The sequence below is a fragment of the Pseudomonas sp. FP818 genome, from assembly GCF_030687335.1.
Classification (GTDB): Bacteria; Pseudomonadota; Gammaproteobacteria; order Pseudomonadales; family Pseudomonadaceae; genus Aquipseudomonas; species Aquipseudomonas shahriarae.
This window is the reverse complement of sequence record NZ_CP117427.1, coordinates 3,617,056-3,642,127: the sequence shown is the minus strand read 5'-3', so window position 1 is coordinate 3,642,127 and position 25,072 is coordinate 3,617,056. Positions and strand designations below refer to the sequence as shown.

General features: G+C 61.1%; 24 protein-coding genes and 1 pseudogene. 8 read left to right on the top strand and 17 right to left on the bottom strand.

Annotated elements, in window-relative coordinates:
• Nucleotides 1-52: 52 nt before the first annotated feature.
• The 3 genes from PSH80_RS16215 to PSH80_RS16205 form a co-directional block, all read right to left on the bottom strand.
• On the bottom strand, nucleotides 53-1,399 hold the full coding sequence (locus PSH80_RS16215) for a glutamine synthetase family protein (protein WP_305417492.1): 1,347 nt from the start codon (nucleotides 1,397-1,399) through the stop codon (nucleotides 53-55).
• A 22-nt stretch (nucleotides 1,400-1,421) separates the two neighbouring features.
• Nucleotides 1,422-1,979: a helix-turn-helix domain-containing protein gene (locus PSH80_RS16210; RefSeq protein ID WP_038441866.1), complete on the bottom strand. Its 558-nt coding sequence runs from the start codon at nucleotides 1,977-1,979 to the stop codon at nucleotides 1,422-1,424.
• Nucleotides 1,980-2,100: 121 nt separating this feature from the next.
• Nucleotides 2,101-4,260 carry a WG repeat-containing protein gene (locus tag PSH80_RS16205; RefSeq protein ID WP_305417489.1) on the bottom strand — a complete coding sequence of 720 codons (2,160 nt, stop codon included), beginning with the start codon at nucleotides 4,258-4,260 and terminating at the stop codon, nucleotides 2,101-2,103.
• A 130-nt stretch (nucleotides 4,261-4,390) separates the two neighbouring features.
• On the opposite strand from PSH80_RS16205, the gene PSH80_RS16200 reads away from it, so the two are divergent.
• Together PSH80_RS16200 and PSH80_RS16195 are read left to right on the top strand one after the other, a co-directional pair.
• Entirely contained in the window at nucleotides 4,391-4,696 is a 306-nt protein-coding gene (locus PSH80_RS16200) for an RcnB family protein (protein WP_057959123.1), read from the top strand.
• A 177-nt stretch (nucleotides 4,697-4,873) separates the two neighbouring features.
• Entirely contained in the window at nucleotides 4,874-6,064 is a 1,191-nt protein-coding gene (locus tag PSH80_RS16195; RefSeq protein WP_057959124.1) for an MFS transporter, read from the top strand.
• 147 nt (nucleotides 6,065-6,211) lie between these two features.
• Here the strand turns inward: PSH80_RS16195 and PSH80_RS16190 are convergent, their stop codons facing one another.
• The 3 genes from PSH80_RS16190 to PSH80_RS16180 all read right to left on the bottom strand — a co-directional run bounded on the left by PSH80_RS16190 (nucleotide 6,212) and on the right by PSH80_RS16180 (nucleotide 8,352).
• A complete protein-coding gene (locus PSH80_RS16190) occupies nucleotides 6,212-6,460 on the bottom strand; it encodes a DUF1652 domain-containing protein (protein ID WP_038441863.1) in 249 nt (82 codons plus the stop codon).
• Between the two features lie 11 nt (nucleotides 6,461-6,471).
• A complete protein-coding gene (locus PSH80_RS16185) occupies nucleotides 6,472-6,723 on the bottom strand; it encodes a CsbD family protein (protein ID WP_057439434.1) in 252 nt (83 codons plus the stop codon).
• Between the two features lie 132 nt (nucleotides 6,724-6,855).
• Entirely contained in the window at nucleotides 6,856-8,352 is a 1,497-nt protein-coding gene (locus PSH80_RS16180; protein WP_115128535.1) for a PAS domain S-box protein, read from the bottom strand.
• Nucleotides 8,353-8,563: 211 nt separating this feature from the next.
• Here PSH80_RS16180 and PSH80_RS16175 point away from each other — a divergent pair, with 211 nt between their 5' ends.
• Both PSH80_RS16175 and PSH80_RS16170 read left to right on the top strand, forming a co-directional pair.
• Complete coding sequence (locus tag PSH80_RS16175) at nucleotides 8,564-9,532, top strand: hypothetical protein (protein WP_198792713.1); 969 nt, start codon at nucleotides 8,564-8,566, stop codon at nucleotides 9,530-9,532.
• An 85-nt stretch (nucleotides 9,533-9,617) separates the two neighbouring features.
• Nucleotides 9,618-10,238, top strand: coding sequence for a hypothetical protein (locus tag PSH80_RS16170; RefSeq protein WP_225923796.1), 621 nt, complete (start codon nucleotides 9,618-9,620; stop codon nucleotides 10,236-10,238).
• Between the two features lie 40 nt (nucleotides 10,239-10,278).
• Here the strand turns inward: PSH80_RS16170 and PSH80_RS16165 are convergent, their stop codons facing one another.
• Together PSH80_RS16165 and PSH80_RS16160 are read right to left on the bottom strand one after the other, a co-directional pair.
• On the bottom strand, nucleotides 10,279-11,448 hold the full coding sequence (locus tag PSH80_RS16165) for a hypothetical protein (RefSeq protein ID WP_169990470.1): 1,170 nt from the start codon (nucleotides 11,446-11,448) through the stop codon (nucleotides 10,279-10,281).
• 14 nt (nucleotides 11,449-11,462) lie between these two features.
• The gene (locus PSH80_RS16160; RefSeq protein ID WP_057439430.1) at nucleotides 11,463-12,350 is read right to left on the bottom strand and encodes a nitrilase family protein; all 888 of its coding nucleotides are present in this window, start codon (nucleotides 12,348-12,350) and stop codon (nucleotides 11,463-11,465) included.
• A 183-nt stretch (nucleotides 12,351-12,533) separates the two neighbouring features.
• On the opposite strand from PSH80_RS16160, the gene PSH80_RS16155 reads away from it, so the two are divergent.
• The 3 genes from PSH80_RS16155 (at nucleotide 12,534) to PSH80_RS16145 (ending at nucleotide 15,077) form a co-directional block, all read left to right on the top strand.
• Nucleotides 12,534-12,878 carry an FKBP-type peptidyl-prolyl cis-trans isomerase gene (locus PSH80_RS16155; protein ID WP_057439428.1) on the top strand — a complete coding sequence of 115 codons (345 nt, stop codon included), beginning with the start codon at nucleotides 12,534-12,536 and terminating at the stop codon, nucleotides 12,876-12,878.
• A gap of 148 nt (nucleotides 12,879-13,026) precedes the next feature.
• Entirely contained in the window at nucleotides 13,027-14,247 is a 1,221-nt protein-coding gene (locus PSH80_RS16150; RefSeq protein ID WP_057439427.1) for a putative DNA modification/repair radical SAM protein, read from the top strand.
• The gene (locus PSH80_RS16145) at nucleotides 14,244-15,077 is read left to right on the top strand and encodes a TIGR03915 family putative DNA repair protein (protein ID WP_057439426.1); all 834 of its coding nucleotides are present in this window, start codon (nucleotides 14,244-14,246) and stop codon (nucleotides 15,075-15,077) included. Before PSH80_RS16150 ends, PSH80_RS16145 begins: the two co-directional genes overlap by 4 nt.
• A gap of 191 nt (nucleotides 15,078-15,268) precedes the next feature.
• Here PSH80_RS16145 and PSH80_RS16140 read toward each other — a convergent pair whose 3' ends face one another.
• From PSH80_RS16140 to ctlX, 7 genes and pseudogenes are all read right to left on the bottom strand, one after another.
• Entirely contained in the window at nucleotides 15,269-15,766 is a 498-nt protein-coding gene (locus PSH80_RS16140) for an Lrp/AsnC family transcriptional regulator (RefSeq protein WP_057439425.1), read from the bottom strand.
• Between the two features lie 14 nt (nucleotides 15,767-15,780).
• Nucleotides 15,781-16,624, bottom strand: a pseudogene (locus PSH80_RS16135) (ABC transporter ATP-binding protein).
• 3 nt (nucleotides 16,625-16,627) lie between these two features.
• The gene (locus PSH80_RS16130) at nucleotides 16,628-17,341 is read right to left on the bottom strand and encodes an ABC transporter permease (RefSeq protein ID WP_057439424.1); all 714 of its coding nucleotides are present in this window, start codon (nucleotides 17,339-17,341) and stop codon (nucleotides 16,628-16,630) included.
• A complete protein-coding gene (locus PSH80_RS16125; protein WP_057960092.1) occupies nucleotides 17,338-18,039 on the bottom strand; it encodes an ABC transporter permease in 702 nt (233 codons plus the stop codon). Before PSH80_RS16125 ends, PSH80_RS16130 begins: the two co-directional genes overlap by 4 nt.
• Nucleotides 18,040-18,141: 102 nt before the next feature.
• The gene (locus PSH80_RS16120) at nucleotides 18,142-18,921 is read right to left on the bottom strand and encodes an ABC transporter substrate-binding protein (RefSeq protein ID WP_057439422.1); all 780 of its coding nucleotides are present in this window, start codon (nucleotides 18,919-18,921) and stop codon (nucleotides 18,142-18,144) included.
• 257 nt (nucleotides 18,922-19,178) lie between these two features.
• Nucleotides 19,179-20,225 (bottom strand): ornithine cyclodeaminase, encoded by a 1,047-nt coding sequence (locus PSH80_RS16115; protein ID WP_057960091.1) that lies wholly within the window; start codon nucleotides 20,223-20,225, stop codon nucleotides 19,179-19,181.
• 11 nt (nucleotides 20,226-20,236) lie between these two features.
• Complete coding sequence (ctlX, locus tag PSH80_RS16110; protein WP_120733536.1) at nucleotides 20,237-21,163, bottom strand: citrulline utilization hydrolase CtlX; 927 nt, start codon at nucleotides 21,161-21,163, stop codon at nucleotides 20,237-20,239.
• Nucleotides 21,164-21,471: 308 nt separating this feature from the next.
• On the opposite strand from ctlX, the gene PSH80_RS16105 reads away from it, so the two are divergent.
• Entirely contained in the window at nucleotides 21,472-22,362 is an 891-nt protein-coding gene (locus PSH80_RS16105; RefSeq protein WP_169961337.1) for a GNAT family acetyltransferase, read from the top strand.
• Between the two features lie 126 nt (nucleotides 22,363-22,488).
• Here PSH80_RS16105 and PSH80_RS16100 read toward each other — a convergent pair whose 3' ends face one another.
• The gene (locus PSH80_RS16100) at nucleotides 22,489-23,508 is read right to left on the bottom strand and encodes a branched-chain amino acid aminotransferase (RefSeq protein ID WP_057439419.1); all 1,020 of its coding nucleotides are present in this window, start codon (nucleotides 23,506-23,508) and stop codon (nucleotides 22,489-22,491) included.
• A gap of 184 nt (nucleotides 23,509-23,692) precedes the next feature.
• Nucleotides 23,693-25,072, bottom strand: coding sequence for a dihydrolipoyl dehydrogenase (lpdA, locus tag PSH80_RS16095; protein ID WP_170060301.1), 1,380 nt, complete (start codon nucleotides 25,070-25,072; stop codon nucleotides 23,693-23,695).

Sequence of the window (25,072 nt, the reverse complement as noted above, 5' to 3'; positions counted from 1 at the left end):
GCTCAAAATGTGGGAGCCAGCTCCCACAAGGAATGTGCAGGGTGCTCGGTATCTACAGGTACCAGCGATATTCCCGCGCATTGATCTCCTGCTGGAAGGCCAGGTGATCCTGGCGTTTGTTTTCGCAATAGACGTCGACAAACCCTGCACCCAAGCCCTCGCGCAGGACCGGTTGTTGCTGCATGGCGCGCACCGCCTCGAGCATTTCCAGGGGGAAGTCATGGCCGCTGTTGCGGTCTTCGTTCAGCGGTGCGATAGGCTCCTGTGCGGCGTCCAGGCCGTGCTCCAGCCCGACCAGGATCGCCGCCAGCACCAGGTACGGGTTGGCGTCGGCACTGGCCAACCGATGTTCGATCCGCAGGTTGCGCGGGTCGGACTCGGGAATGCGCACGCAGGCGTCCCGGTCCTCATAACCCCAGCAGGCCTTGGTGGCCGCATTGACCGTGCCGCCCAGGCGGCGGAAGGCGTTGTGGTTGGGCGAGAAAATTGGCATGCAGTGCGGCAGCAGTGCCAGGCAACCCGCCACCGCGTGGCGCAACGGCTGTTGCTGGTGCGCCGCCAGCAGGTTGTTGCCGGCGGCGTCATACAGGCTCACATGCACATGCATGCCACTGCCCGGATGTTGCAGGTAGGGCTTGGCCATGAAACTGGCGCGATAGCCATGCTTGAGCGCCACGCCACGGGTACTGCGGCAGAACAGGGCGGCCCAGTCGGCGGCGCGCAGGCCATCGTCGAGGTGACCAAAGTTGATTTCAAACTGGCCGGGGCCCAGTTCGGCAGTGACCACCGTAATGTCGATCCCCTGGGCCTGGGCGGTCTGCACCATATCATCGAGCACCGGCGCAAAACGCGACAGCCGCTCGATATGCAGGGTCGGTTGGTCATCGGGGTCGTCGCTCAACGGGTCGCGGGCAAATTGCGGCAGGCCGTCGTTGAGCTTTTTATCGAACAGGTAGAACTCCAGCTCAAACGCCACCACCGGGTGAATGCCCTTGCGGTGCAGGCGCTCGAGGACTTTGGCCAGGACTTCACGGGGTTCGAATTCGATGGGGGCCTCGGTGCCGTCGGAGGTGATCAGCATTTGCCCCAGGGGCTGGGCTTCCCAGCTCACCGGCTTGAGCGTGCCGGGCACCAGGCGGCGGTTGGCGTCGGGGTCGCCGTCATGGAAGCAGTAGTCGCCAATCTTGAACAGACCGCCCTGGGCGCCCAGCAGCACGGCGTTCTGCGGCAACTTCAGGGGGCTGCCGGCGGCGACTTTTTCCAACATTTCAACCGGGTAGCGCTTGCCGTAGAAACGCCCTGGGATATCCAGGGAGATCAGGTCGACATAACGTACATCCGGATGGTTCTGGCGAAAGGTCCGTACTTCGGCCAGTAACGTGGAGGAATGGCTTTTCACGGGTGACGCTCCTTGGTGTGCCTTAGTTGTAGACCCACAGCACGCGTGCCGGCAGGTCGGTCAGGTTGCCGTAGCGGCAGTGGGCAAAACTGGCGAGGTGAAAGCTGTCGCCCGGGCCGAGAGTCACCGCGTCGGCCTCGCCTTCGACCCACAGGGTCAGGTGGCCTTCGAGTACATAACCGGCCTGCTCGGCGCGGTCGCTCATGGTCTGCTCGCCACTGTTGGCGCCGGGTTCGAGCAGGCTGTCGAGGATCGAAAACGCCCCCTGCATGCTGGGGGAGACGAGGATGTCGGTGATGCCGTTGGCGTAATACACCGTGCGCCGCTCGTTGGGGCGGGTGACCCAATCCACCGCCTTGGGTTTGGACAGGCTGTAGAAGTAGGTGGTGGGTACGTCCAGCGCATGGCTGATGGCAGTCAGGTCCGCCACGGTAGGGCGCGACAAGCCACGCTCGACCTGGGACAGGAACCCCACGGAACGCTCGATCTTCTGCGCCAGCTGGGCCAGGGTGAGCTTCTTGTATTTGCGCAGGTCGTGAATCAGGATCGCCAGGGCGTCCAGTTCTTCTTGTTTGTCCATGAGTGTTTCGTGAAATTCTTATCTAAAAATTTCATGAAAAATTACAGGATTAATTTCACGCGCGCAATAGAGAGCCCTTGTAAGAGCCGGCCAGCCAGCTCCTGCAAGGGCCTGTATCACCTCACTCGCGCTCGAAGCTATCGGTCTGGTTGCCATCGGCGTCGAACACATTGACCCGGTTTGGCACCTGGGTATCCCAGATGCTATAGGTCGCTTCGTTACTGTTGTACGGGAAGCTGTACTGGGTATACGACCCCAGTTTTTTCACCACCCGGTTGTTTTTGTCGATCAATACCAAGCCTTCAAACCCATCCATTTCTGCCGAGGCGAGGTTCTTCTGGAAGGGGTTGAGTTTGCTGTAGGTCACGGGCACGCGCAGTTTGCCGTGTACATCAATGGCGCCATAGCGGCTGCCCTTTTGCACCACCGCCATGCCGTTGGAGAACGGGTTGACGTCATCGAATGGCAGGCTCAAAGGCAGCGCCTTGCCCTGTTCGTTGATAAAGCTGTATTTGCGGCTGCCACGGTCCTGGATCAGCAGGGGCTGGCCCTGGACAAACTGGCCGAAGACGGTCGCGCCGGGTGGGTTGAGTTTCTTCATCTGCAGGTTGTAGACGTCGGTCTGTTTCTGGTCGGCGGAGGTGGCGTAGATAAACTCGCCGCTGCCGTTGATTGCGGAGTAGCGCGGTGCCAACAGCTCCTTGCCGTTCAGGCTCCAGGCGCCGTACAACGAGTTCGAGCCATAGGTGGTCTCGCCAGGGCGGGCGATGAACACGTTGCCGATCACACTGGGGTTGACGTACTTCATCGGCACCACGACCTGTAGCTTCTTCACGTCGTAGACCCCATAGGGGCCGTTGGTTTCACGCTCGACAATCATCAGGTCGTCGTTGACCGCGCTGTCGATGATTTCGAAGGGCAGTTCTTTCAACGTTTGCGTACCGGGTACAAAGGCAAAGTACTTGAACTGCAATTCGCTCCAGCCCTCGCCGGAGGATTTTTCGCCGACCATGATGTGGTACACGCCGGGCATCTCGGTGGTATCAATGCGCTTGAAGCGCGGCTTGACCACCCATTGCCCCTTGCTGTCGATAAAACCGCTGCTTTCGCTGGCGCTGTCGTAGGCGATGTAGCGCTCGCGAGGGGCGGTGCTGTTGTACATGTCCCAATCAAGGGTTTGGGGTTGGAGCGGGTCCAGCACGTAAATCACGATGCTGGCGGGGGTGTCTTCGAATTGGTAGGTGGCCTGCACGTTACTCAGCTCGCTGTCGGAGCTGGGCAGGTTGCTGGCGAACTGTTCCAGATGATCCTGCACCGCCGCGGCACTCTTGAAGTCGGCGAAGTTGTCTTCCATACGCAGCAGTTCGTTGTAATAGGCCCGCAGGTTGGCCTTTTGTTCGGCGGTGGGCGAGGAATTGGAGCTGTTGCCGCCGCTGTACAGGGTCTTGCCATCGGCCGTCAGGCCCTGGATCACATAGGATTTGTTTTTCGGCGTTGCCAGTTGCAAGGAGGCGCTGGCGTCGCCCAGATGGGTCAGTTGGTACACCTCGCCACCCTCGGCGGTGGCTTTCGGGTGGGCCCGGTCCAGGACGATTTTATTGAAGCCGGGGTAGGCCTGATACGTCAGGGCCAGGCTGATGCGTTCCAGGGGCTTGTTGAGCTTGAGTTCGGCCTGGGTGGTGTCCTGGTCCTGCTCCTCACTGTCCTCATCCTTGATCGCCACCTCGGCGAAGGGCTGCTGCGAGCCGTCGCGAAAGTACAGGGTCTGGATGCGATAGCTGGCTTCGGTCTGCTGATCGGGCAGGGCCCCGCGCTTGAGCACCTCGCGAATCGCCTCGACTTCCAGTTTCAGCCCGGATGCATTGTCGAAGAACAACTGCTGGAACTGCCCCGGTGTGCGCTTGAGGTCGGTCAATGCCGCTTTCAGTTCGGCGGCGGGGAAGGGCACGAACGGCTCCTCATAGTTCAGCTCTTTCTGTTCGCCTGGTGTAGCGGTGGCCGGGCCGACTTCCAGGCGCATGCTTTCGAGCATGGCGATGCGGTTGATGCCGTCGCGCATATCGAGGATCAGGTAATTCAGGCGTTTTTTTGCTTCTGGCAACGGCAGGTCCCGGATGCCATCCACACCGCCCTCATTGAGTTGCGCTTCGCTGTATTCGGGACCGTCAAGCAGGCCGTGGGTGGCGCGGCGGTCCAGCAAGTAATAAGTGGCACCGCCAATCACGGCGATCACGATCAGGGCGCTGGCCAGCAGTTTGGTTCGGGTCAGGGCTGTTTTCATTGTTCTCGGACTCGATGGAGGGCTGGCGCAAGATTAGCAGGCACCGATACCCGTGGCTGTATTGCCGGTGAATGATTGCAGGGCCCTGCTGTCGGAACCTGGGTACGCATTATTTACTGAAGGAATACCCATGAAAGCAACGTCCCTGATTGCCAGCCTGCTGGTTGCCGCCAGCCTGTCCACCGCCAGCGTTACCGTGCAAGCCGAGGACAATCCGCAGAAAACCGTGGAGCCTTCGAACATCAACACCCGAGACTTGAAAGTCGGAGACCGTGCGCCGGATATCCTGGTGCGCAAGGAGTCGGCCCTGGGCGACTGGAAAAAGCGCGGCCTGAAACCGCCCCACGACGACAGCCAGTGGGCGCGGATCAATGATCGTTATGTGCTGGTGAAAATCACCAATGGCACCATCCTCGACATCACCCCTGCCAAATAACGGGTGCGGGGGGAAACGGGCTGATGCCGCTTTTCCCCCCCTTCGCTGCGCGCATTTAAAAATCGCATGCACGAATGCATAAAACAGTCTTTTTTGCTGCTCATCCTGAGGTAAGGTAGCTGCGCAATGCGCCCGTCATGGCGTGTGCTACGACTCTTTTCAGGAAACGAGAGCAGGATGCTGAAAACAATAAAAAACTACCCCCGCAGCGTAAACCTGCTGCTATCGGCCACGCTGGTATTGACCCTGGCCAAGGCGATCACCTTTCCGTACATGGTGATCTACCTGTCCAGTCACTTCGCCCTGGGCATCAGCCAAGTGGGCCTGGTGATCGGCAGCTCGTTGATCGTCGGTTCCCTGTTGAGCGTGTACGGCGGTTTCCTCGTGGACCGGGTCAATAGCTACCGGCTGTTGCTGGGCCTGAGCCTGCTGTTCGTCCTGGGATTCGTCGGCACCTTGCTGGCTCGCGAGCTATGGCTTTTCTACAGTTGCCTGATCCTGATCAACTTGGCGTATGCGGTGATCGATGTCGCGGTCAAGGCCGGCTTTGCCAGCCTGTTGCCGGTCGATGCGCGCAGCGAAGTGTTTTCCATCAAGTACACCCTGACCAATATCGGCTACGCGGTAGGGCCGTTTCTGGGGGCGATGGTGGCCAAGGTCGATATGAGCTTGCCGTTTGTCTTGTCGGTGTTGCTGGGGATGGGGTTCTTCCTGCTGTACTGGCGCTGGGGCGACCGCAGCCTGGCCACGGTGGACGCCGCGCAAAAACCGGTGCCGTTCCTGGCGGTGGGCCGGGTATTGCTGCGCGATCATCGCCTGGTGTGCTTCACCCTCGGCGGCCTGCTCAGTGCCGTGGTATTCGGGCAGTTCACCGCCTACCTGTCGCAGTACCTGGTGACCACCTCGGACGCCGAATACACCTACACCGTGATCAGCGCCATCCTGACCACCAACGCCCTGCTGGTCATCGCCCTGCAATACGTGATCGGTCGGCAGATCAGCCACCGTCACCTGAGCCGCTGGCTGATCTTCGGGCTGGGCATGTTCATGCTCGGGGTGATGGGTTTTGCGCTGTCCACCAGCGTGTGGTGGTGGGTGGTGTCGATGGCGATCTTCACCGTGGGGGAGATCATCGTGTTTCCCGCCGAATACATGTTTATCGACCGCATCGCCCCTGACCACCTGCGCGGCATGTACTACGGTGCGCAAAACCTCTCCAACCTCGGCGCCGCACTGGGGCCGGTGTTGTGCGGCCTGGTGCTGGCCAGCCTGCCGGCGCACTACATGTTCTACATGTTGGCGGGGTTTATCGTGGCCGGGGGGCTGTTCTACTTTATAGGGGCATCGTTGAAGCCACGCCCGTTGTAGACAAGGCCAAAGCGCGGAGCTGCGCCCCAGTGGGAGCGAGCTTGCTCGCGATGGCGGTGGGTCAGTCAAGTCACTGTTGGCTGTCTCACCGCCATCGCGGGCAAGCCCACACAGGGGTAGGCGCATGCCCCCTACAGAGGGGTGTTGTCAGATGGAGAGCGCGCCGCCCACGGTGTTGCTGTGCAATTCGTAGCGCAGTTCCTCGACCATCGTTGCGACGTCCTGCGGGGTCTTGAGTTTGTTGACGCTGATCCCGGTGACCACCAGGTCCACGCGGCCGCTCTGGGCGTCAAACACTTTCAAGGTCAGTGACGAGTCGCGGCACAGGGTGAATTCGCAGGTCAGCGGTAACAGGGCTTCTTCGATGCAATTACGCAGTTGGGCCAGGGTAAACATGCCAGCCCCCATCAACGACGACGCAGCAACAGGCCCAGCACCAGGCCCACGCCAGCAACGATCGCCACGGTGGCCAGGGGCTTGCGCTGGGCAAAGTCACCAACAGTGTCCAGCGCATCGCCATAGGTCTGTTGCAATTGGCCGGCCGCCTGGCGCGCTACGCCCTGGGCCTGCAGTTGTTCGTCGTCGGTCATTTCGCCGAGAAAGTCCTGAGCCTTGCCCACGGCTTTTTTCACGCGGCCGGTGACTTGTTCACTGTTCATGCTGCCTCCTTCAAGGGCAAAAAACTCGCCATGACACAGGGCATCAAACCCTGTGCCTACCCTTCAAGGTTAAGCAGCCCATCGCCCGGTAATAAGGCGAATTTGCACTGGTCGCCCTAGTGCATTTGCACCTTATTTCGCACTTTTTGCCCGCCGTTCCCCGGCAAACAACCCGCGTTCCCTGGCCCAGACGATGGCGGCGCTGCGGCTGTGCACGTTGAGCTTGGAGTACACCGTGGCCACATGATTGCGCACGGTATTGGGTGCCAGCTTCAAGCGCGAGGCGATTTCCTTGTCGGCCAGGCCTTCGCAAATCAGCCCCAGCACATCCCGCTCGCGGGCGGTCAGGTCGGTAAAGGCGATGGTCGTCAGGTTGGGGCTGTTGACGCTCTTGGCGTTGGCCAGTTTTTCGATCAGGGTCTGGCTGAACCAGGACGCGTCCTTCATCACTTCCTCGATGGCCGACACCAACTCCAGCTCCGAGCGTTTGCGCTCGGTGATATTCATCATCACCAGCAGGTAACAGGTCGTGTCCTGGATGCTCACGGTGTCGGCCGACACCACGCAATCAATCACCTCATTGCCTTTTTTGCGGATTTTCAGGTCCTGGCCGTCGAGGTTGCCGGCTTTTTCCAGGGTGGCGAACAACTGCGTGCAGACCTCCTTGCTGTCGATGAAGTCGATATCGCTGATGGACTTCCCAATCAACTCTTCGCTGGTGTAGCCCGTGACGCTCATGAACGCGTCGTTGACGTCCACCACCTGCTGATTGTCCGCGTCGCACACCAGGGTCGGCACCGGCGTCAGGCGGAAGGACTTGGCAAACCGCTCCTCGCTCTGGCGCAGGGCGGTTTCGGCCTTGCGCCGGGGCTCTAGGTCAGTGAAGGAAAACAGCATGCATTCCTCATCGTTCATATCCAGCGGCTGGCCGGCGACAATTACCAGCTTGCTGCCGCCTTCGGGCAGTTTCAGCTCGGCTTGCATCTGCGGGATGGTCGCGCCTTCGCCCAGGCGCTGGATTGCCAGCTCCTTGCGCTCGGCCTGTTCCAGCACGTCCAGTTCGTACACAGAACGGCCGATCACCTGGTCGCGGTTGTAGCCAGTCATCTCCAGGAAGCCCTGGTTGACCTTGATATAGCGCAGATCACTCAAGCGGCAGATCACCGCCGGCGCCGGGTTGGCGTTGAAGGTCTTTTCAAAGCGCTGCTCGGCGCTGGCCCATTCGGTGGCATCGCTCAAAATCAGCACCAGCAGTTCCGGCTTGCCGGCGCTGTCGGTGAGCGCCAGGCTGCGCAGGCGGTGGACCCAGGTACGGTCGGTGTCGGCGCTGGGCGTGACTTCGACCACCACATCACTGAACTCTTCGCCGTTGGCCACGCGGCTCAGCGGATAGGCTTCCAGGGGCAGCGGGTGATTGTTGCGGTAGCGCAGGGCAAAGCGCTCGGCGTATTCGGCGGTGTTGGCGCCGAGCCCGGCAATGTCATCCAGGCCATGCATGGCCAGCGCGGCTTCGTTGGCCCAGAGAATGCTCTGGTCGATCTCGGCGAGAATCACCCCATCGGACAGTCCGGAAATGATCTGCTGCAATTGGCGGCGATTGGTTTCTTGGGCGAGAACGGCCTGGCTCATGGTTTCTCCAAAATGGCTACATAACGACATCGGCGCCTGCAACAGGGCATGTCTGGCTTGTGTGGAGTACGACAACTGGCCTTGAGCATAGTGCAGACCGATTCAGCTTGACGGGGTGCGAATGCACCAGTCGTCCTAGTGCATTTGTGCCGAGACCGCAGGCGTCGGCCTGGACAAACTGAAGGTCTACTCATTTGTCCAAGGAACGATTATGACCTCCCTCTCTGAAACCCATCGCTCGCCTTTTCGTGTGTCCTGGGGCTCGGTACTGGCCGGCAGTGCAATTGCCCTGGTGACCTACCTGGTACTCAGCGTACTGGGCACCGCCATCGGCGCCAGTGCGGTCGACCCCATGGCGGCAGGCAACCCGTTGAGCGGCTTTGGCACTGGCGCCGGGATCTGGCTGTTTGTGTCCACGCTGTTGGCGATTGGCGTGGGCGCCTTTGTCGCCGGCCGCACAGCCCCGGATCGCGGGGGCTTGCATGGTGTCCTGAGCTGGACCATCACCACCTTGCTCACCACGTGGCTGCTGGCGGCATTGGCCACCAGCGTGGTCGGCGCCGCGGGCAATGTCGTAGGCAAAGGCCTGTCGGCGGCCGGTAGCGGCATTGCCGCCGTGGCCCCCGGCATCAGCGACAGCGTCAAGCAGCAGTTGGACGAAAAGGGCATCAGCCTGGATTGGGATAGCCTGCAGGGCGAACTCGACACCTTGCTCAAGCAAAGCGGCAAGGTTGAACTGGATCCGGCTAACGTCGAGCAAACAGCTAACCAGGCAGCGGCAGACGGTCAGCAATCGGCCACTGATGCCGCCACCAACCCGGCCCAGGCCGCGACCGAACTCAAGCAATGGTTCGAGCGCGTCAAAGCCTCTGGTGAGCCGGCGTTGAATGCGGCCGACAAAGAGGCGCTGGTGAACATCGTCGCCGCCCGTACTGGCAAGAGCCAGGCCGAGGCCAGCCAGATTGTCGAGAACTATGCCCAGGCCTATCAGCAGGCCGTGCAGAAAGTCGAAGAACTCAAGGCCCAGGCCGAACAAAAGGCCCGCGAGGCCGGTGAAGTGGCAGCCAAGCAACTGTCCCGCGCGGCGTGGAGCACCTTGTTGATGTTGGTACTGGGTGCCGCATTGAGCTTTGGCATCGGTCGCCTGGCCATTTCGACCCGCAAAGTGCCCGTGGCTTGATCAAGGCCCATTGATTCGTAACCGCAACACCTTGCGTGAGCGCGTAAACTGTCGGCTTTTTTCGCGCTCACGCAAAGGTATGCTTTTGACCCCGGTAAAAACCACAGCCCTCCTGCTATTCACCACCCTGTTGGCGGCGTGCGGTACCTCGCCGCCACGCACCCCTGACGACATCTGCGGCATCTTCCGCGAAAAGGACGACTGGTACGACGCGGCCAAAGTCACCCAGAAGCGCTGGGGTGTGCCGATCCAGGTGCCGTTCGCCATCATGTATCAGGAATCGGGCTTCCGGCAGAACGCCAAGACTCCGCGCAAATACCTGCTGTGGATCATCCCCTGGGGCCGCGTCAGCACCGCTGCCGGCTACGCCCAGGCCAAGGATGAAGTGTGGGGCGACTACCAGAAAAGCACCGGCCGCAACTGGGCCAGCCGCCAGGACTTCGACGACGCGATCGACTTTGTCGGCTGGTACATGGACAAGACCGCCAGCATCAACGGCGTATACAAATACGACGCCTATGGCCAGTACCTCAACTACCATGAAGGCTGGGGCGGCTACCGGAATCGCACCTATGCCAGCAAGGCGTGGCTGTTGCCGGTAGCCGGCAAGGTCAAGGCCCGTTCCGATCTGTATGCGCGCCAGTATGCAGGGTGCAAGGCGGATCTGGAGCGGGGGTTCTGGGGGCGGTTCTGGCGGTGGCTGTAAGGCTGGGAGCGGGTAAGGCTCAAGAGCCTTACCCGGTTGTTTACGCGATCAATCTTCCAACGACGGGCACAATCAGCAAGGTGCTCAACGCCATCGAGATCACATTACCGATATAGGGATGAACGTGTGTCGGCAGCCGCCCGGCAATGGCACAGGCCAGCGGCGGCGCGATCAACGCGCCAAGCAACGCACTCGATCCAATCACCATCCAACTCCCGCCATGGGTCAGCACCGCTGCCGGTACGACCGAGACCAGCGGCACGTAGGTGGGATACCAACCGCGCTTGATCCACTGACTGCGCCAGATCAGCACACCCAGAGCCGATGTCAGCGCCTGTGCACCGATCAGTTGCAGCACCAGTCCCGACCCATAGGCGGCACTCAACGGGTTCAAGGCATACGCCAGCAGGACTCCCGCCAGCAGGCCAAGGCTGGCCCACTCATTGCCGAAGAACGGCGCTTCGGAAAAATCGGCCAAGACCCTGCGCAAGCTCCAGCCCAGGCCATAGGTTGGCGGTTTGAGCGGCAATGGTTTGTCTGCGGCGATATAGTCCGAGTGCACCAGAATCGGCACGCGGCGACAGATGACAAAGGCAATCACGCTGCCCGCCGCCATGCCCAGCACGTTACCAATCACCACCGGCAAATCCAGCGGTACACAGACAAAATTGACGATCAGCAAGCACATCGGCGTGACCAGCAGCGCCCCCAACAACGCGCCATTGAGGGTGACTTTCCAACCGCCCCCAAACATCAGGACCATTGCTGCCGGCAGTGAAACAAACGCGGCGAAGGTGGGTTGCCAGGTCTCGGCGGTGACCGTCCAACCCCATAACAGGTTGCTCAGCAGCAGGCCCAGCAGGGAACTGGTCACCAACCACGGCCACAGCCCACTGCCGTAGCAAATCGCAAAGCCTTGCCAGCGCTTGCCGGTGCGGCTGGCCCACCAGGCCAGGTATGCACCGGCCAACAACCCGAGGGAGGCCAGCTCATGCTTGTAGAAGGCCACTTCGCTGACATCTCCCAGTACCCAGCGTAGCCAGGCGATGGGGTCGGGAAATGCTGCCACCATATCGCCGTAGCTAGGCCAGGAGCCTTGGTGCGTGAGGACCGTCCAGACAATCAGCGAGATGCTGATGAGCCCCAATGCGATGATCGCCTTATCGACCCGAGATCGCTCGTTTCCAGGTTTCATGAATAAATTTTCCATGACTCGCCCTCCCTTTAGCGTGGCAGGGCGGGGTGCTGGCAATACCCGAGCATCTGATCGTAAAGATCATCGCGCCGGTCACGGTGCAGGTCGTTGAGACTGTTCCAGATCGGCGCACTGCGGGCGCTGGTCAGGTCTATATCGGCGAAGAGGATTTCCTGGCGGTTAGCCGACGCCACTTTGCCGATAGGCCAGCCATTGGTCCCGGCAATCAACGAACACCCCAGGTAGCGTGCATCACGCTCCTCACCGATCCGGCTGGCGGCGGCGATAAACACATTATTGACGTGGGCGGCGGTCATGGTCAGGTACGACGCCATGCATTTACCGGCCTCGTCGAACAGCGGCGGCGGCGTCCACACCCAGTTGTTGAGGCTACAAATAATATCGGCGCCTTGCTGGCTGAGGATGCGTGGTACTTCCGGGAACCAGATGTCCCAGCAGATCAACAGGCCAATGCGCCCGATAGGCGTTTCAAACACCGGAAAGCCCAGGTTGCCAGGGGTGAACCAGAGCTTCTCGAGGTTCCATAGGTGGGCCTTGCGGTACTTACCGATCAACCCATCCGGCCCCAGCAATACCGCAGTATTGAATAACTGCCGACCCTCGATCTCATTCAGGCCCGCCACCAGATACACCTGATGGGTGGCGGCAAACGCCATCCAGGCTTGCACACTGGCCCCGCCGGGAACGGGCTCGGCATGCTCGAATGCGTCCTGGCGGCTGCTGAAGAAGTAACCGCAGTTCGACAACTCGGGCAGTACGATCAGGTTAGCCCCACCATTGACCGCCTCGGCAGCCAAGGCCAGGCTGCGATGCAGATTGCTTTCGCGGTTATCCAGGCCGACCTGGGGGTCGAACTGCACGACAGCGACGCGGACAGGGCTTGTTGGTTGGCTCATTGGGGTGTGACCTCTTATTGTTGTGCAACCGGGGTGGTTGATTTTTTATAAGAGGGGAAAAGATGGCTGAGGTTAAGTCAGGCGCTTCTGGCTGAGGCGTAGTCTGGATCCTTAAGAGTGCACTTGCCAAAGGCGCTTGATTCTGGGAAAAAGGCAGCCAGTGTGAACCCAACGAGATCCCCCATGAGCAACGAAGAACTGCAAATCACCGACATCCGCCAAGGCGACGGTAAAGCCGTGGTCAAGGGGGCGCTGATCACCACTCAATACACCGGCACCCTGGAAGACGGTACGGTGTTTGATTCGTCCTGGGAGCGGGGCAAGCCGTTCCAGTGTGTGATTGGCACCGGGCGTGTGATCAAGGGGTGGGACCAGGGCTTGATGGGGATGAAAGTCGGCGGCGTGCGCAAGCTGTTTGTGCCGGCGCATCTGGCGTATGGCGAGCGGGCGATGGGCGCGCATATCCAGCCCCATAGCAATCTGCATTTCGAGATTGAGTTGCTGGAAGTGCTGACGCGCGACGATTGAAGGCTCGGGGTCGCTCAACTGTTCTTGATATGTTTGAAAAAACGTCGGCAGCTCCCACAACTATTTGTTTTACCGTTCGCCGATCTCTCCTTGAATGCCGGGTGTCGCTGCTGATACTGTACAAAAATACAGTATCCGGTAGCCCGCCATGCAGTTGATCGAAAAACTCAGCATCCTCGCCGATGCGGCCAAGTACGACGCGTCTTGCGCCAGCAGCGGGGCGCCCAAGCGCACCTCCGAGGGCAAGGTCGGGCTGGGTTCGAGCGATGGCATGGGCATCTGCCACAGCTACACACCCGATGGGCGCTGTGTGTCGTTGCTCAAGGTGCTGCTGACCAATTTCTGCCTCTACGACTGCCAATACTGTGTCAACCGCCGCTCCAGTGACGTGCCCCGTGCGCGGTTCAACCCGGAGGAGGTGGTGAGCCTGACCCTGGACTTCTACCGGCGTAATTGCGTCAGCGGGCTGTTTCTCAGTTCGGGGATCATTCGTTCGGCGGACTACACCATGGAGCAACTGGTGCGGGTCGCCAAGTTGCTGCGTGAGGAGCATGACTTTCGCGGTTATATCCACCTCAAGACCATCCCCGAAGCGGATCCTGCATTGATTGCCGAGGCCGGGCGGTATGCCGATCGCTTGAGCGTGAACATTGAGTTGCCCACCGATAAAAGCCTGCAGATCCTCGCGCCGGAGAAGCAGATCGGTTCGATCAAGCAGGCGATGCAGACGATTTTCACCGGCGAGCAAACCGTGCTCAACGAGCCCCGGGCACCGCGGTTCGCCCCGGCCGGGCAAAGCACGCAGATGATTGTCGGCGCCGATGACACCGACGACAGCACCATCCTGCACGGTGCCGAGGCGCTGTATGGCAACTTCAAGTTGCGCCGGGTGTACTACTCGGCGTTCAGCCCGATTCCCAATAGCCCGAAAAGCGTGCCCCTGGCGGCGCCGCCGCTGATGCGCGAGCACCGTTTGTACCAGGCCGACTTTCTGCTGCGCAGTTATGGTTTCCGCGCCAACGAACTGTTCGCGGGGCCGGGGGATCTGGCGCTGGATATCGACCCGAAGCTGGCCTGGGCCCTGGAGCATCGCGAGGTGTTCCCGCTGGACCTGAACCGTGCCGAGGCGACGTTGATCGCGCGTATCCCGGGGATTGGCCTGCGTACCACCGAACGCCTGGTGGAGCTGCGCCGGCAACGCAAGATCCGTTTTGAAGACCTGGCGCGCATGCGCTGCGTGTTGACCAAGGCCAAGCCGTTCTTCATCACCAGCGACTACCACCCCCAGCAGGCGGAAAGCACCAGCGTGCTGCTGCGCGAGCAACTGCGCGACCGCCCGCAACCGCAACAGATGGGGTTATGGGGATGATCAGCCTGGAATGCGACAACCTGTTCAGCACCTGGCGCGAGCAGGCACGCTGGCTGCTCAGCCATCAGATCGACCCCAGCCATGTCAGTTGGGGCGAAGTGGAAGTGGCGGACCTGTTTGCCACCGATGAACACTACCCCACGCACAATGGCCCGTTCCAGGCACGCATTCCCAAGGCGCTGCTGGAGCTGCTGGAAAGTGCCGCCTGTTACCACGGTGAGCAGCGCTGGAGCCTGTTGTATGAAGTGCTGTGGCGCGTCAGCCATGGTGACCGCACGGCGATGATGGCGGGGGATCAACTGGGCAGCGAGTTGCAACGGCGGATCAAGCAGGTAAGGCGTGAGGCCCACCATCTGCATGCGTTTGTGCGTTTTATCGCGCTGCCGGCGGCGGCGGGGCCGGAGTTGCCGGAGTACGTGGCCTGGCACGAACCGGCCCACGATATTTTGCACAGTGCCAGCCAGCATTTTGTCGGGCGCATGGGCCGTCATCGCTGGATGATCGCGACGCCCCTGGATGGGGTGTATTACGACGGTGAGCAGTTGATTCATCAACGCCAATGCCCGGAGCAATGGCAGCAGTTGGCGCAGAATGTCGAAGATCCACACAGTGCCATGTGGCTGACCTATTACAGCCATATCTTCAACCCGGCGCGGTTGAATCCCAAGGTCATGGAGGGGCACCTGCCGAGCCGGTTCTGGAAGAATTTGCCGGAGGGTAAGTTGATACCGGGGTTGATCAGCGAGGCGCGGACGGGGAAGCAGCGGGATGGGCAGGCGAAGCTGATTGGTGAGCGCCCCGGCAAGCGGATTTCAGGCGGGCACGGTTAAAACATGTGGGAAACATATGGGAAGCATATGGCGGGCTGGCTTGTGTGGGAACTGGCTTGCCTGCGATAGCATCACCTCGGTATAGCTGATAGACCGAGGCGTCTGCATCGCAGGCAAGCCAGCTCCCACACAGGCAAGCCCACACAAGTCCACCCCCCACATCTGATCTGCATCGTGTGAGGCGATGGGGTTCAGGCCAACTCAGTCGCGGTGTTTTTCACCACCGCCAGCTCCGGATGGGCCACCAGTTTGTCGATGTGCAGCTCATCATTGTTCAACCAGGTTTCCGTCAGCACGCGGTAGTGCTCCATGTCCCGGCAGCGCATGCGCAGGCTGTAGTCGAAGGGGCCACTGATCAATTGGCACTCGAACACCTGTGGGCAGGCTTTGACGCAGGCTTCGAAGGCTTTTTGCGCCGAGCGCCCGCTCTGGTTCGACAAGGCCACCAGTACCAGCAAGGACAACCCCGGCGAGACCATTTGCACATCAATGATCGCGCCGTAGCCGCGAATCACCCCGCGCCGCTCCAGCTTGCGCACCCGCTCCAGGCAGGGCCTGGGCGTCAGGTGCACCAGCGAAGACAGCTTTTCGTAGGTGATACGCCCCTGATGGCGCAAGACATCAATGATGGCTTCATCAATGCGATCCAGCACTGGGGTGGAATGGGGTCCGTTGGCCTTGGTATCCATGGTCGATTCTGTGTTCACTTCAAGCGGTTGGAGAGAAATTGCTGCAAGCGTTCGCTGGTCGGGTGGTCGAGGATCTCGGCGCTGCCTTGTTCTTCGACACGGCCCTGGTGCAGGAACAGCACCTGGCTGGAGACTTGCCGGGCAAAGCCCATTTCGTGGGTTGACCATAAGCATGGTACGACCTTCCTCGGCCAACGTCTGTATGACTTTGAGGACTTCTCCTACAAGCTCCGGATCCAGCGCCGAGGTCGGTTCATCGAACAGGATAATCTCCGGCTCCATGGCCAGGGCCCGGGCGATGGCCACGCGCTGTTGCTGGCCACCGGAGAGAAACGCCGGGTATTGATCGGCGACCCGGCCCGGCAGGCCGACTTTATCCAGGTACATCCGCGCGCGTTTCTCCGCCTCGGCGGCACTGACGCCCAACACCCGGCGTGGCGCCATGCAGATGTTTTCCAGCACGGTCATGTGGCTCCACAGGTTGAAGTGCTGGAACACCATGGCCAGGCGCGTGCGCAGGTTCTGCAGTTGTGCCTGGTGCGGCGCCTGCACCCCGGCGCGACCCTGGCGCATTTCAATGCTGATGCCGTCCAGGGTGATTACCCCGGCGTCGGGCTGTTCGAGGAAATTGATGCAGCGCAGCATGGTGCTTTTGCCGGAGCCGCTGGCGCCGATCAGGCTGATCACATCGCCCTTGCTGGCGTTGAGCGAAACCCCCTTGAGCACTTCGTGGTCGCCGTAGCTTTTATGCAGGTCTTCGACCTTGAGTTTGACGTTGGCGCCGGCCGCCACCACGTTCGGGCGGGGCGCGGCAGTGTGTGTGGGATGAGCGGCCAGGGCCTGTGCGGACTGATTCATGGGTTAGCCTCGGGTCGGGACAAGAAAGCGCATCCAGCGTCGTTCGGCCAGTCGGAACAGGCCCACCAATGCGAAGGACAGCAGCATGTACAGCAGCGCAGCAATGCCGAAGGCCTGGAACGTGAGGAACGTTTCGGCATTGGCGTCACGGGCCACCTTGAGGATGTCGGCGATGGTTGCGGTAAATGCCAGGGACGTGGCGTGCAGCATCAGGATCATTTCGTTGCTGTAGGCCGGCAATGCGCGGCGCAGCGCGGCGGGGATCACCACGAACAGGTTCATCCGCCAGCCGTGCAGGCCGTAGGCCCGCGCGGCTTCAATTTCGCCATGGGGAATATTGCGAATGGCCCCGGCGAAGATTTCCACGGTGTAGGCGCAGGTGTTGAGCACAAAGGCCAGCAGCGTGCAGTTCAAGGCATTGCGGAAAAACTGATTGAGCAGGGCGTTATCCTGCACCACTTCCAGGCTGTACAGGCCGGTGTAGCAAATCAGCAACTGGATATACAGCGGCGTGCCGCGAAACAGGTAGGTGTACACCTCCACCGGCCAGCGTAGCCAGAAGTGCTCGCTGACGCGGGCGATTGCCAGGGGGATGGACAGGAAAAACCCGAGGATCACCGACACGATAAACAGCCACAAGGTCATGGCCACCCCGGAAAACCCCGAGCCATCGGTCCACAGGTACGCCAGGCCATATTGCTGGATCAGTTCGATCATCGCGCCACTCCTTTGATGCCGACGTTGTAGCGCCGTTCCAGGCGTTTGAAGATGCGGTTGGAGAGGGTGGTGATCACCAGGTACACCAGGCCCGCAAGGATCAGGAAGTACAACGGGTCATTGGTGGTCTTGCCGGCGTTCTGCGCGGCCTTGACCAGGTCCGCCAGGCCGATGATCGACACCAGCGCCGTGGACTTGAGCAGTACCAGCCAGTTATTGCCCAGCCCCGGCAACGCAAACCGCATCAATTGCGGGAACATCACCAGCCGAAACCGCTGCCAGCGGCTCAAGCCGTAGGCGGTCGCTGCTTCCAGTTGGCCCACCGGCACACTGAGCATCGCGCCGCGAAAGTTTTCGGTGAAATACGCACCGTAGATAAAACCCAGGGTGATCACACCGGCGGTGAAGGGATCAATTTCGAAGTAGTTCCAGCCAAGCATCTCGGTCAAGTCATTGAGCCACAGTTGCAGGCTGTAGAAGATCAGCAGGATCAGTACCAGGTCCGGCACGCTGCGGATCAAGGTGGTGTAGAGGGTGGCGGGGATGCGCAACAGCTTATGGCTGGACAGCTTGGCACCGGCGGCGATCAGGCCCAGGCTCAGGCTCAGGACCAGCGCGAGGAACGCCAGCTTGATGGTCATCCAGGCACCCTGGGCCAACAGCGGGCCGAAGCCTTGCAGGTTGAGGAGTTCATTCACGGGAAAGTCTCGATAGAACCGGTAGGAACCTGCCGCAAATGGCGGTGTTTGTCGCACCGCCAGCGCTGGCAAGCCGGCTCCTACAGGGGATAGGGCGGGGGATTACTCGTGATAGATATCTTCGTCACCGAAGTACTTCTTCTGGATCAGCGCGTAAGTGCCATCGGCCTGGATGGCTGCGATGCCCTTGTTGATCAGCGCCAGCAGTTCCTGGTCGTTCTTGCGCAGGCCCATGGCAATGTCCAGCGGCAAGGTCGGGTCCTTGAAGGCCGGGCCGGATTGGTAGTCGGCGCCTTCAGGCTTGGACAGGAAGTTGAGCTGGGCTTCGAGCTTGTCGGTCAGCGTCGCGTCGAGGCGGCCGTTTTGCAGGTCGGCATAGTTCTGGTCCTGGGACTGGTATGCCTTGACCTGGGCACCGAGCTTGGCCAGGTGGGCGCGGGCATAGGCTTCCTGCAGCGAGCCCTGGAGCACGCCGACCTGTTTGCCCTTGAGGGATTCGGGGGTGTCGCCGAAACCTGCGCCCTTGCGGGTGATCACCGAGGTGGGGCTGAGGAACAGGCGATCGCTGAAGTCGATCTGTTTTTGCCGGGCCGGGGTCACGGCCATGGAGGACATGATGGCGTCGAACTTGCGCGCACGCAGCGCCGGGATCATGCCGTCGAACTCGTTGTGGACCCAGGTGCACTTGACTTCAAGCTTGGCGCAGATAGCGTTGCCCAGCTCAATGTCGAAACCTTGCAGGCTGCCGTCAGCGGCCACGGATTCAAAGGGTGGGTACTCGGGGAACACGCCGAAACGGATTTCTTTCCATTCCTGGGCCTGGACGGCGGTGGCGCACAAAGGCAGGAGCAGCGCGGCGACGAGTGATCGGAGCGGAGTCATGGTGTTTTCCCTATATTTTGTAATTGATGTCAGGGCAGTAGAAAGGGTGCGGCATGCATTCATTTGCTGACTCTTTGGTCGCGCTCAGAATGCTTCATGATGGTGCGTTTTTTGTGTCGTTTACCTAGTCCTTCGCATGCGGAATGCGCTGTTAAAACGCGGATTGCAGCAGAATCGGCTGCGGCACCCTGTATATCGGCTTTTCAAACCGCGGTTTAGGGCCCGCCGCTTGCGCAAAGCGGCAGGCCAGAGCGGTTTCAGGCGCGCTTTTTATGCTGTGCGGTTGGTCGCTGGGCCAGGCGGGCGAACAGGTCCTTGGGGTCGGCCAGGTCCGGTACCAGCTCCAACTCGCTGCCCACGTCCAGGGCCTTGGCCACATCCAGTACATAACGCAGGGCCGAATAGTCTTCGAGGGCAAAACCTACCGAGTCAAACAGGGTGACCTGGCGCGCATTTTCCCGGCCCGGCTTCTGGCCGTTGATCACTTGCCACAGCTCGGTGACCGGCGAGTCCTCGGGCATATGCTGGATTTCGCCTTCGATACGGCTTTGTGGTTCGTACTCGACGATCACCCGCGCGCGCTCGACGATGCGCCGGTCCAGTTCGGTCTTGCCGGGGCAGTCGCCGCCCACGGCATTGAGGTGCATGCCGGGCTCGATCATGTCGTCGGTAAGGATGGTGGCGTAGGCCTTGTCGGCGGTGACGGTGGTGACGATATCGGCGCCTTTCACCGCTTCGGCGACGCTACCCGCGAGGGTCAGCTTGATCGCCGGGAAGGCCTTGAGGTTGTTCGCCAGCTTGTGCATGGCCTGGGTATCTATATCGAACAGGCGGATCTCATTGATGCCCAGCAAGGTGTGAAACGCCAGGGCCTGGAACTCACTTTGCGAGCCATTGCCGATCAGCGCCATGCTGCGGCTGTTGTCCCGTGCCAGGTAGCGCGCAACCAGGGCCGAAGTGGCGGCAGTGCGGATCGCCGTGGTCAGGGTCATCTCGCTGAGCAGCACCGGTTTGCCCGTATCCACATCCCCCAGGGCGCCGAACGCCATGACCGTGAGCATGCCGCTCTGGGTATTTTTCGGGTGGCCGTTGACGTATTTGAAGGCATACAGCGAAGCATCCGAGACCGGCATCAGTTCGATCACGCCCTCGGGCGAGTGGTTGGCCAGGCGCGCGCATTTTTCGAAGTCATTCCAGCGCAGGTAGTCGGCGCGGATGTACTCGGCCATCTCGGTGATGCAGGTTTGCAGGCCTTTTTGCGATACCAGGTAGCTGAGGTCGTTGACGTCGATATAACGGGTCATGGAAAAACTCCTTATTGGAATGAGGCGCGGGCCGGAAGATGCACTTCGGCCAACATGCAGCGGGCACTGCCGCCGCCGATGCGTTCGATGTTGTCGATATTCACCACGACTGGGTGGGTGTGGCGTTCCACATGCAGGCGCTGCGCCGGCTTGAGCGAGCGCCAGGCGCTGGCCGACATCACCAGCAGCGGCTGGCCGTCGCGGTCGTGGAGTTCCAGCATGTTGCCGGCGAAGGCTTCCAGTTGGTCGAAGTCCAGGGCCAGGATGTCTTTGCCTGTGTCGCGCAGGGAGCGTTCCAGGCCCTGGCGTTCGTGGGTCTCGGGCAGCGCGTCCAGGCACACCACCGACAGGTCGCGGCCGACGCTCATCATCACGTTGCTGTGGTAGATCGGTGCGTGATGGCGGTCGACGGCGTGGAAGGCGCAGACCTGATAGTCCAGGCGCTCGGCAAACTGGCGCAGGGCATCGTGATGGGTGCGCCCGGAGTGGCAGGCGTAGCTGATGCGGTGCTGGCGGTCGAGGACCATGCTGCCAGTGCCTTCGAGGAACATGTTCTGTTGTTCCAGGTGGCTGAAGTCGATGGTGTCTTTGATTGCGAAGCGCTGCTCCAGTACTTGCAGCACGCCTTTATCGCGCTCCAGGCGGCGGTTCTGGCCCTCCATCGGGTACAGCACCAGGCTGCCGTCGGCATGACTGCTCCACCAGTTATTGGGGAAGATCGAATCCGGGGTATGGGGCGCGGGTGTGTCCTGCACCACCAACACGTCCACACCATGCTGGCGCAGGGTGTCGACATAACCGTCGAACTCTTCCAGCGCTTTGTGCTGTGCGGCCACCGGATCGACGGGCGCGCGCTGGAAGCGGTTGTTGATCGCGGTGTCCGGGTTAAAGGCAAAGTGCGCCGGGCGAATCATCAGGACGGTATTGGTGGTTTGCATGGGGGCACGAGTCCATGGGGTTGGGCATTGAGGCTATTTTGTGCGCTCTGGCCGTAGAATCCCGGCTGAAACAGGGGAGCAGCCCAGCCGGGAAAGCTGAAAAGAGGGGTGTGGCAGCCGAATCGGCTGTCAGGGGGCGCTCAAACCTGTAGGAGCCGACTTGTGTGGGAGCTGGCTTGCCTGCGATAGCATCACCGCGGTGTAGCGGACACACCGAGGTGCCTGCATCGCGGGCAAGCCCGGCTCCCACACAAGCCCACACATGGGTATTGTGGTGGCTGTCATTACGTCACCCGTCAGGAGGAGTCATGTCTACCGCCGTCCGCCTCGCCCAACCCACCGATGCCGAAGGCATCAGCCAGGTCATCCTGGCGGCCCTGCGCAGCAGCAACGCCCGTGACTACCCGGCGGATGTGATTGCGCGGGTGGCGAGCAACTTCACGCCGGAGGCGGTGCTGCAATTGCTCACGCGGCGTACCGTGCTGGTTGCACTCCAGGATCAAGAAATCGTCGCGACCGCCGCCTTGGACGCCAATGTGGTGCGTTCGGTGTTCGTCAACCCGGTGCTGCAAGGGCAGGGCATCGGCCGCCAACTGATGGCCGATATCGAACAGCGGGCCCGTGAGGCTGGGGTCACGGTATTGAGCGTACCGTCGTCCCTCACCGCCGAGCCGTTTTATACCAAGCTGGGGTTCCAGACCGTGCGGGATGTGTACCACGGCAACGAGCGCACCCTGGTGATGGAGAAAGTATTGTCGTCTCGCCACCCCATCGGCGTGTATCGCGACCGTTTGCATCGGGCCCAGGTCGCGGCGTTATGGCAGACGGCGTTTGGTTATGACACCCCACATAACCGGCCGGAACTGGCGATTGATAGAAAGCTTGCGGTGGAGGACGGGCTGTTCTTTGTCGCCACCCACGGCAAGGCCGTGATCGGCACCTTGATGGCAGGTTACGACGGGCATCGGGGTTGGTTGTATTCGGTGGCCGTGCATCCGGACTATCGCCGGCAAGGCCTGGGCGCGTCGTTGGTGCGCCATGGGGAACAGGCGTTGATCGCCCTGGGCTGCCTGAAGATCAACCTGCAGATCAATCTGGGCAACGATACGGTGGTGGGCTTCTACGAAGCACTGGGGTATGGCGTGGAGCCGAGGATCAGCATGGGCAAGAAGATTGCGCAAAACCTGCCAAAATCCTGAAACCACCTGTAAGCAAATGTGGGAGCGGGCTTGCTCGCGAAAGCGGTGGGTCAGTCACTGATGACGTTGACTGATCCACCGCTTTCGCGAGCAAGCCCGCTCCCACATTTTGTTGCGCAGCGGGGCTTAGACCTTGACGATCCAGCCAGCCGGCGCTTCAACGTCGCCGGACTGCACACCGGTCAGCTCTTTGTAGAGCTTCTGGGTCACTGGGCCGACTTCTTTTTCGCTGTAGAACACGTGCAGCTTGTCTTTGTACTCGATCCCGCCGATAGGCGTGATCACTGCCGCCGTACCGCAGGCGCCGGCTTCCTTGAAGTCTGCCAGCTTGTCGATCAGCACGTCGCCTTCGACCACGTCCAGGCCCAGGCGGGTCTTGGCCAGTTCGATCAGCGACAGGCGGGTGATGCCTGGCAGCACCGACGGCGAGTTCGGGGTGACGAACTTGTTGTCGTGGGTGATCCCGAAGAAGTTGGCCGAACCGACTTCTTCGATTTTCGAGTGGGTGGCCGGGTCCAGGTAGATGCAGTCGGCAAAGTTGGCTTTTTTCGCCAGGGAGCCGGGCATCAGGCTGGCTGCGTAGTTGCCACCGACCTTGGCGGCGCCGGTGCCATTCGGCGCGGCGCGGTCGTAGCCGGAGATCAGGAAGTTGTGCGGGGTCAGGCCGCCCTTGAAGTAGGCGCCGACCGGGATGCAGAAGATCGAGAAGATGAACTCGGGCGCGGTACGCACGCCGATGTTGTCACCGGTGCCGATCACGAACGGGCGCAGGTACAGCGCGCCGCCAGTGCCGTACGGCGGGATGAACCGCTCGTTGGCGCGGACCACTGCCTTGCACGCCTCGATGAAGGCTTCGGTCGGCACCTGTGGCATCAGCAGGCGGGCGCAGCTGCGTTGCATGCGGGCGGCGTTCTGGTCCGGGCGGAACAGGTTGATCGAACCGTCCTTGCAGCGATAGGCCTTCAAGCCCTCAAAGCACTGCTGGCCATAGTGCAGGGCGGTGGAGCCCTCGCTGATGTGCAGCACGTTGTCTTCGGTCAGGGTGCCTTCTTGCCAGGCGCCGTCTTTCCAGGTCTGGAGAAAACGCTTGTCGGTCTTGATGTAGTCAAAACCCAATTTGTCCCAATTGATGCTTTCGTTACCCATGACACCCTCTATCTCTTTTCAACCGCCTGGTCGAAGGCAGGCTTTTGGTTTATTTCTGGATGGGCGCAACAATACTTCATTCTTGGCCTGTGTGGGAGCGGGCTTGCTCACGAGAGCGGTGGGTCAGTTAACGCCTCTGACACTGACACATTGCTATCGCGGGCAAGCCCGCTGCCACAGTGGGTCAGAGGTGCAGGGCATGCCCCAGCGCCCGCAGCGCCGCTTCCTGCACGGCTTCACCGAGGGTCGGGTGGGCATGAATGGTGCCTGCCACATCCTCCAGGCGCGCGCCCATTTCCAGGCTCAGGCCAAAGGCCGTGGACAGTTCGGACACGCCAACCCCCACCGCCTGCCAGCCAACAATCAGGTGATTGTCGCGGCGTGCCACCACCCGCACGAAGCCGGTCTTGGACTCCAGGGTCATGGCCCGGCCATTGGCCGCAAACGGGAAGCTCGAGACAATGCAGTCCAGGCCCGCAGCCTTGGCTTCGTCCGGGGTCTTGCCGACCACCACCAGTTCCGGGTCGGTAAAGCACACCGCCGGGATCGCCGCCGGGTTGAACTCGCGGGATTTACCGCTGATCAGCTCCGCGACCATTTCGCCCTGGGCCATGGCCCGGTGCGCCAGCATCGGTTCGCCGCTCAGGTCGCCAATGGCCCACACATTGCGCATGCTGGTCTGGCAACGACTGTCGATCTGGATTGCCGCGCCGTTCATCGTCAGGTTCAAGGCTTCCAGGTTCCAGCCCTGGGTGTTGGGTTTGCGACCGACGGCAACCAGCACCTGGTCGGTGTCGAGGGCCAGGGTCTCGCCATTCGGATCGCGCACTTGCAGGCTGCCACCTTCAAAACCCGTGACGCTGTGCTTGAGGTACAGCTTGACCCCCAACTGCTTGAGGGATTCGGCGACCGGCTGCGTCAGCTCGGCGTCGTAGGCCGGCAGGATGCGGTCCTGGGCTTCGACCACGCTGACCTCGGCCCCGAGTTTGCGATAGGCAATCCCCAGTTCCAGGCCGATATAACCGCCACCCACCACGATCAAGCGTTTTGGCACATGGCTCGGTGCCAAGGCTTCGGTGGACGAAATGATCGGCCCGCCAATCGGCAGCATCGGCAGGTTGACGCTTTTCGAACCGGTGGCCAGCAGCAGGTGCTCGCACTGGATGCGTTGGCCGTCCACGTCCACGGTCTTGCCGTCGACGATCTTGGCCCAGCCGTGGATCACCTGCACTTTGTGCTTTTTCAGCAGCGCGGCAACCCCGGTGGTCAGGCGGTCGACAATGCCGTCCTTCCACTCGACGCTCTTGCGGATGTCCAGGGTCGGCACATCCACTTCGATGCCCAGGGCCGACCCCTGGCTGTGGTGCACGGTTTGCTGGAACTGCTCGGCAACGTGGATCAGGGCCTTGGACGGAATGCAGCCGATATTCAGGCAGGTACCGCCCAACGCCTGGCCTTCTACCAGGATGGTCGGGATGCCCAGTTGGCCGGCGCGAATCGCCGCCACATAGCCGCCCGGGCCGCCGCCGATAATCAGCAGCGTGGTATGCAAAGTCTGAGTCAT

What these genes read in the sequence shown, in the direction of transcription:
- PSH80_RS16115 (WP_057960091.1), bottom strand. Translation starts at nt 20,225, where the DNA reads ATGACCCGTTATATCGACGTCAACGACCTCAGCTACCTGGTATCGCAA.
- lpdA (WP_170060301.1), bottom strand. Translation starts at nt 25,072, where the DNA reads ATGACTCAGACTTTGCATACCACGCTGCTGATTATCGGCGGCGGCCCG.
- PSH80_RS16105 (WP_169961337.1), top strand. Translation starts at nt 21,472, where the DNA reads ATGTCTACCGCCGTCCGCCTCGCCCAACCCACCGATGCCGAAGGCATC.
- PSH80_RS16130 (WP_057439424.1), bottom strand. Translation starts at nt 17,341, where the DNA reads ATGATCGAACTGATCCAGCAATATGGCCTGGCGTACCTGTGGACCGAT.
- PSH80_RS16185 (WP_057439434.1), bottom strand. Translation starts at nt 6,723, where the DNA reads ATGAACAGTGAACAAGTCACCGGCCGCGTGAAAAAAGCCGTGGGCAAG.
- PSH80_RS16100 (WP_057439419.1), bottom strand. Translation starts at nt 23,508, where the DNA reads ATGGGTAACGAAAGCATCAATTGGGACAAATTGGGTTTTGACTACATC.
- PSH80_RS16155 (WP_057439428.1), top strand. Translation starts at nt 12,534, where the DNA reads ATGAGCAACGAAGAACTGCAAATCACCGACATCCGCCAAGGCGACGGT.
- PSH80_RS16195 (WP_057959124.1), top strand. Translation starts at nt 4,874, where the DNA reads ATGCTGAAAACAATAAAAAACTACCCCCGCAGCGTAAACCTGCTGCTA.
- PSH80_RS16210 (WP_038441866.1), bottom strand. Translation starts at nt 1,979, where the DNA reads ATGGACAAACAAGAAGAACTGGACGCCCTGGCGATCCTGATTCACGAC.
- PSH80_RS16160 (WP_057439430.1), bottom strand. Translation starts at nt 12,350, where the DNA reads ATGAGCCAACCAACAAGCCCTGTCCGCGTCGCTGTCGTGCAGTTCGAC.
- PSH80_RS16120 (WP_057439422.1), bottom strand. Translation starts at nt 18,921, where the DNA reads ATGACTCCGCTCCGATCACTCGTCGCCGCGCTGCTCCTGCCTTTGTGC.
- ctlX (WP_120733536.1), bottom strand. Translation starts at nt 21,163, where the DNA reads ATGCAAACCACCAATACCGTCCTGATGATTCGCCCGGCGCACTTTGCC.
- PSH80_RS16205 (WP_305417489.1), bottom strand. Translation starts at nt 4,260, where the DNA reads ATGAAAACAGCCCTGACCCGAACCAAACTGCTGGCCAGCGCCCTGATC.
- PSH80_RS16150 (WP_057439427.1), top strand. Translation starts at nt 13,027, where the DNA reads ATGCAGTTGATCGAAAAACTCAGCATCCTCGCCGATGCGGCCAAGTAC.
- PSH80_RS16165 (WP_169990470.1), bottom strand. Translation starts at nt 11,448, where the DNA reads ATGGAAAATTTATTCATGAAACCTGGAAACGAGCGATCTCGGGTCGAT.
- PSH80_RS16180 (WP_115128535.1), bottom strand. Translation starts at nt 8,352, where the DNA reads ATGAGCCAGGCCGTTCTCGCCCAAGAAACCAATCGCCGCCAATTGCAG.
- PSH80_RS16140 (WP_057439425.1), bottom strand. Translation starts at nt 15,766, where the DNA reads ATGGATACCAAGGCCAACGGACCCCATTCCACCCCAGTGCTGGATCGC.
- PSH80_RS16175 (WP_198792713.1), top strand. Translation starts at nt 8,564, where the DNA reads ATGACCTCCCTCTCTGAAACCCATCGCTCGCCTTTTCGTGTGTCCTGG.
- PSH80_RS16190 (WP_038441863.1), bottom strand. Translation starts at nt 6,460, where the DNA reads ATGTTTACCCTGGCCCAACTGCGTAATTGCATCGAAGAAGCCCTGTTA.
- PSH80_RS16200 (WP_057959123.1), top strand. Translation starts at nt 4,391, where the DNA reads ATGAAAGCAACGTCCCTGATTGCCAGCCTGCTGGTTGCCGCCAGCCTG.
- PSH80_RS16145 (WP_057439426.1), top strand. Translation starts at nt 14,244, where the DNA reads ATGATCAGCCTGGAATGCGACAACCTGTTCAGCACCTGGCGCGAGCAG.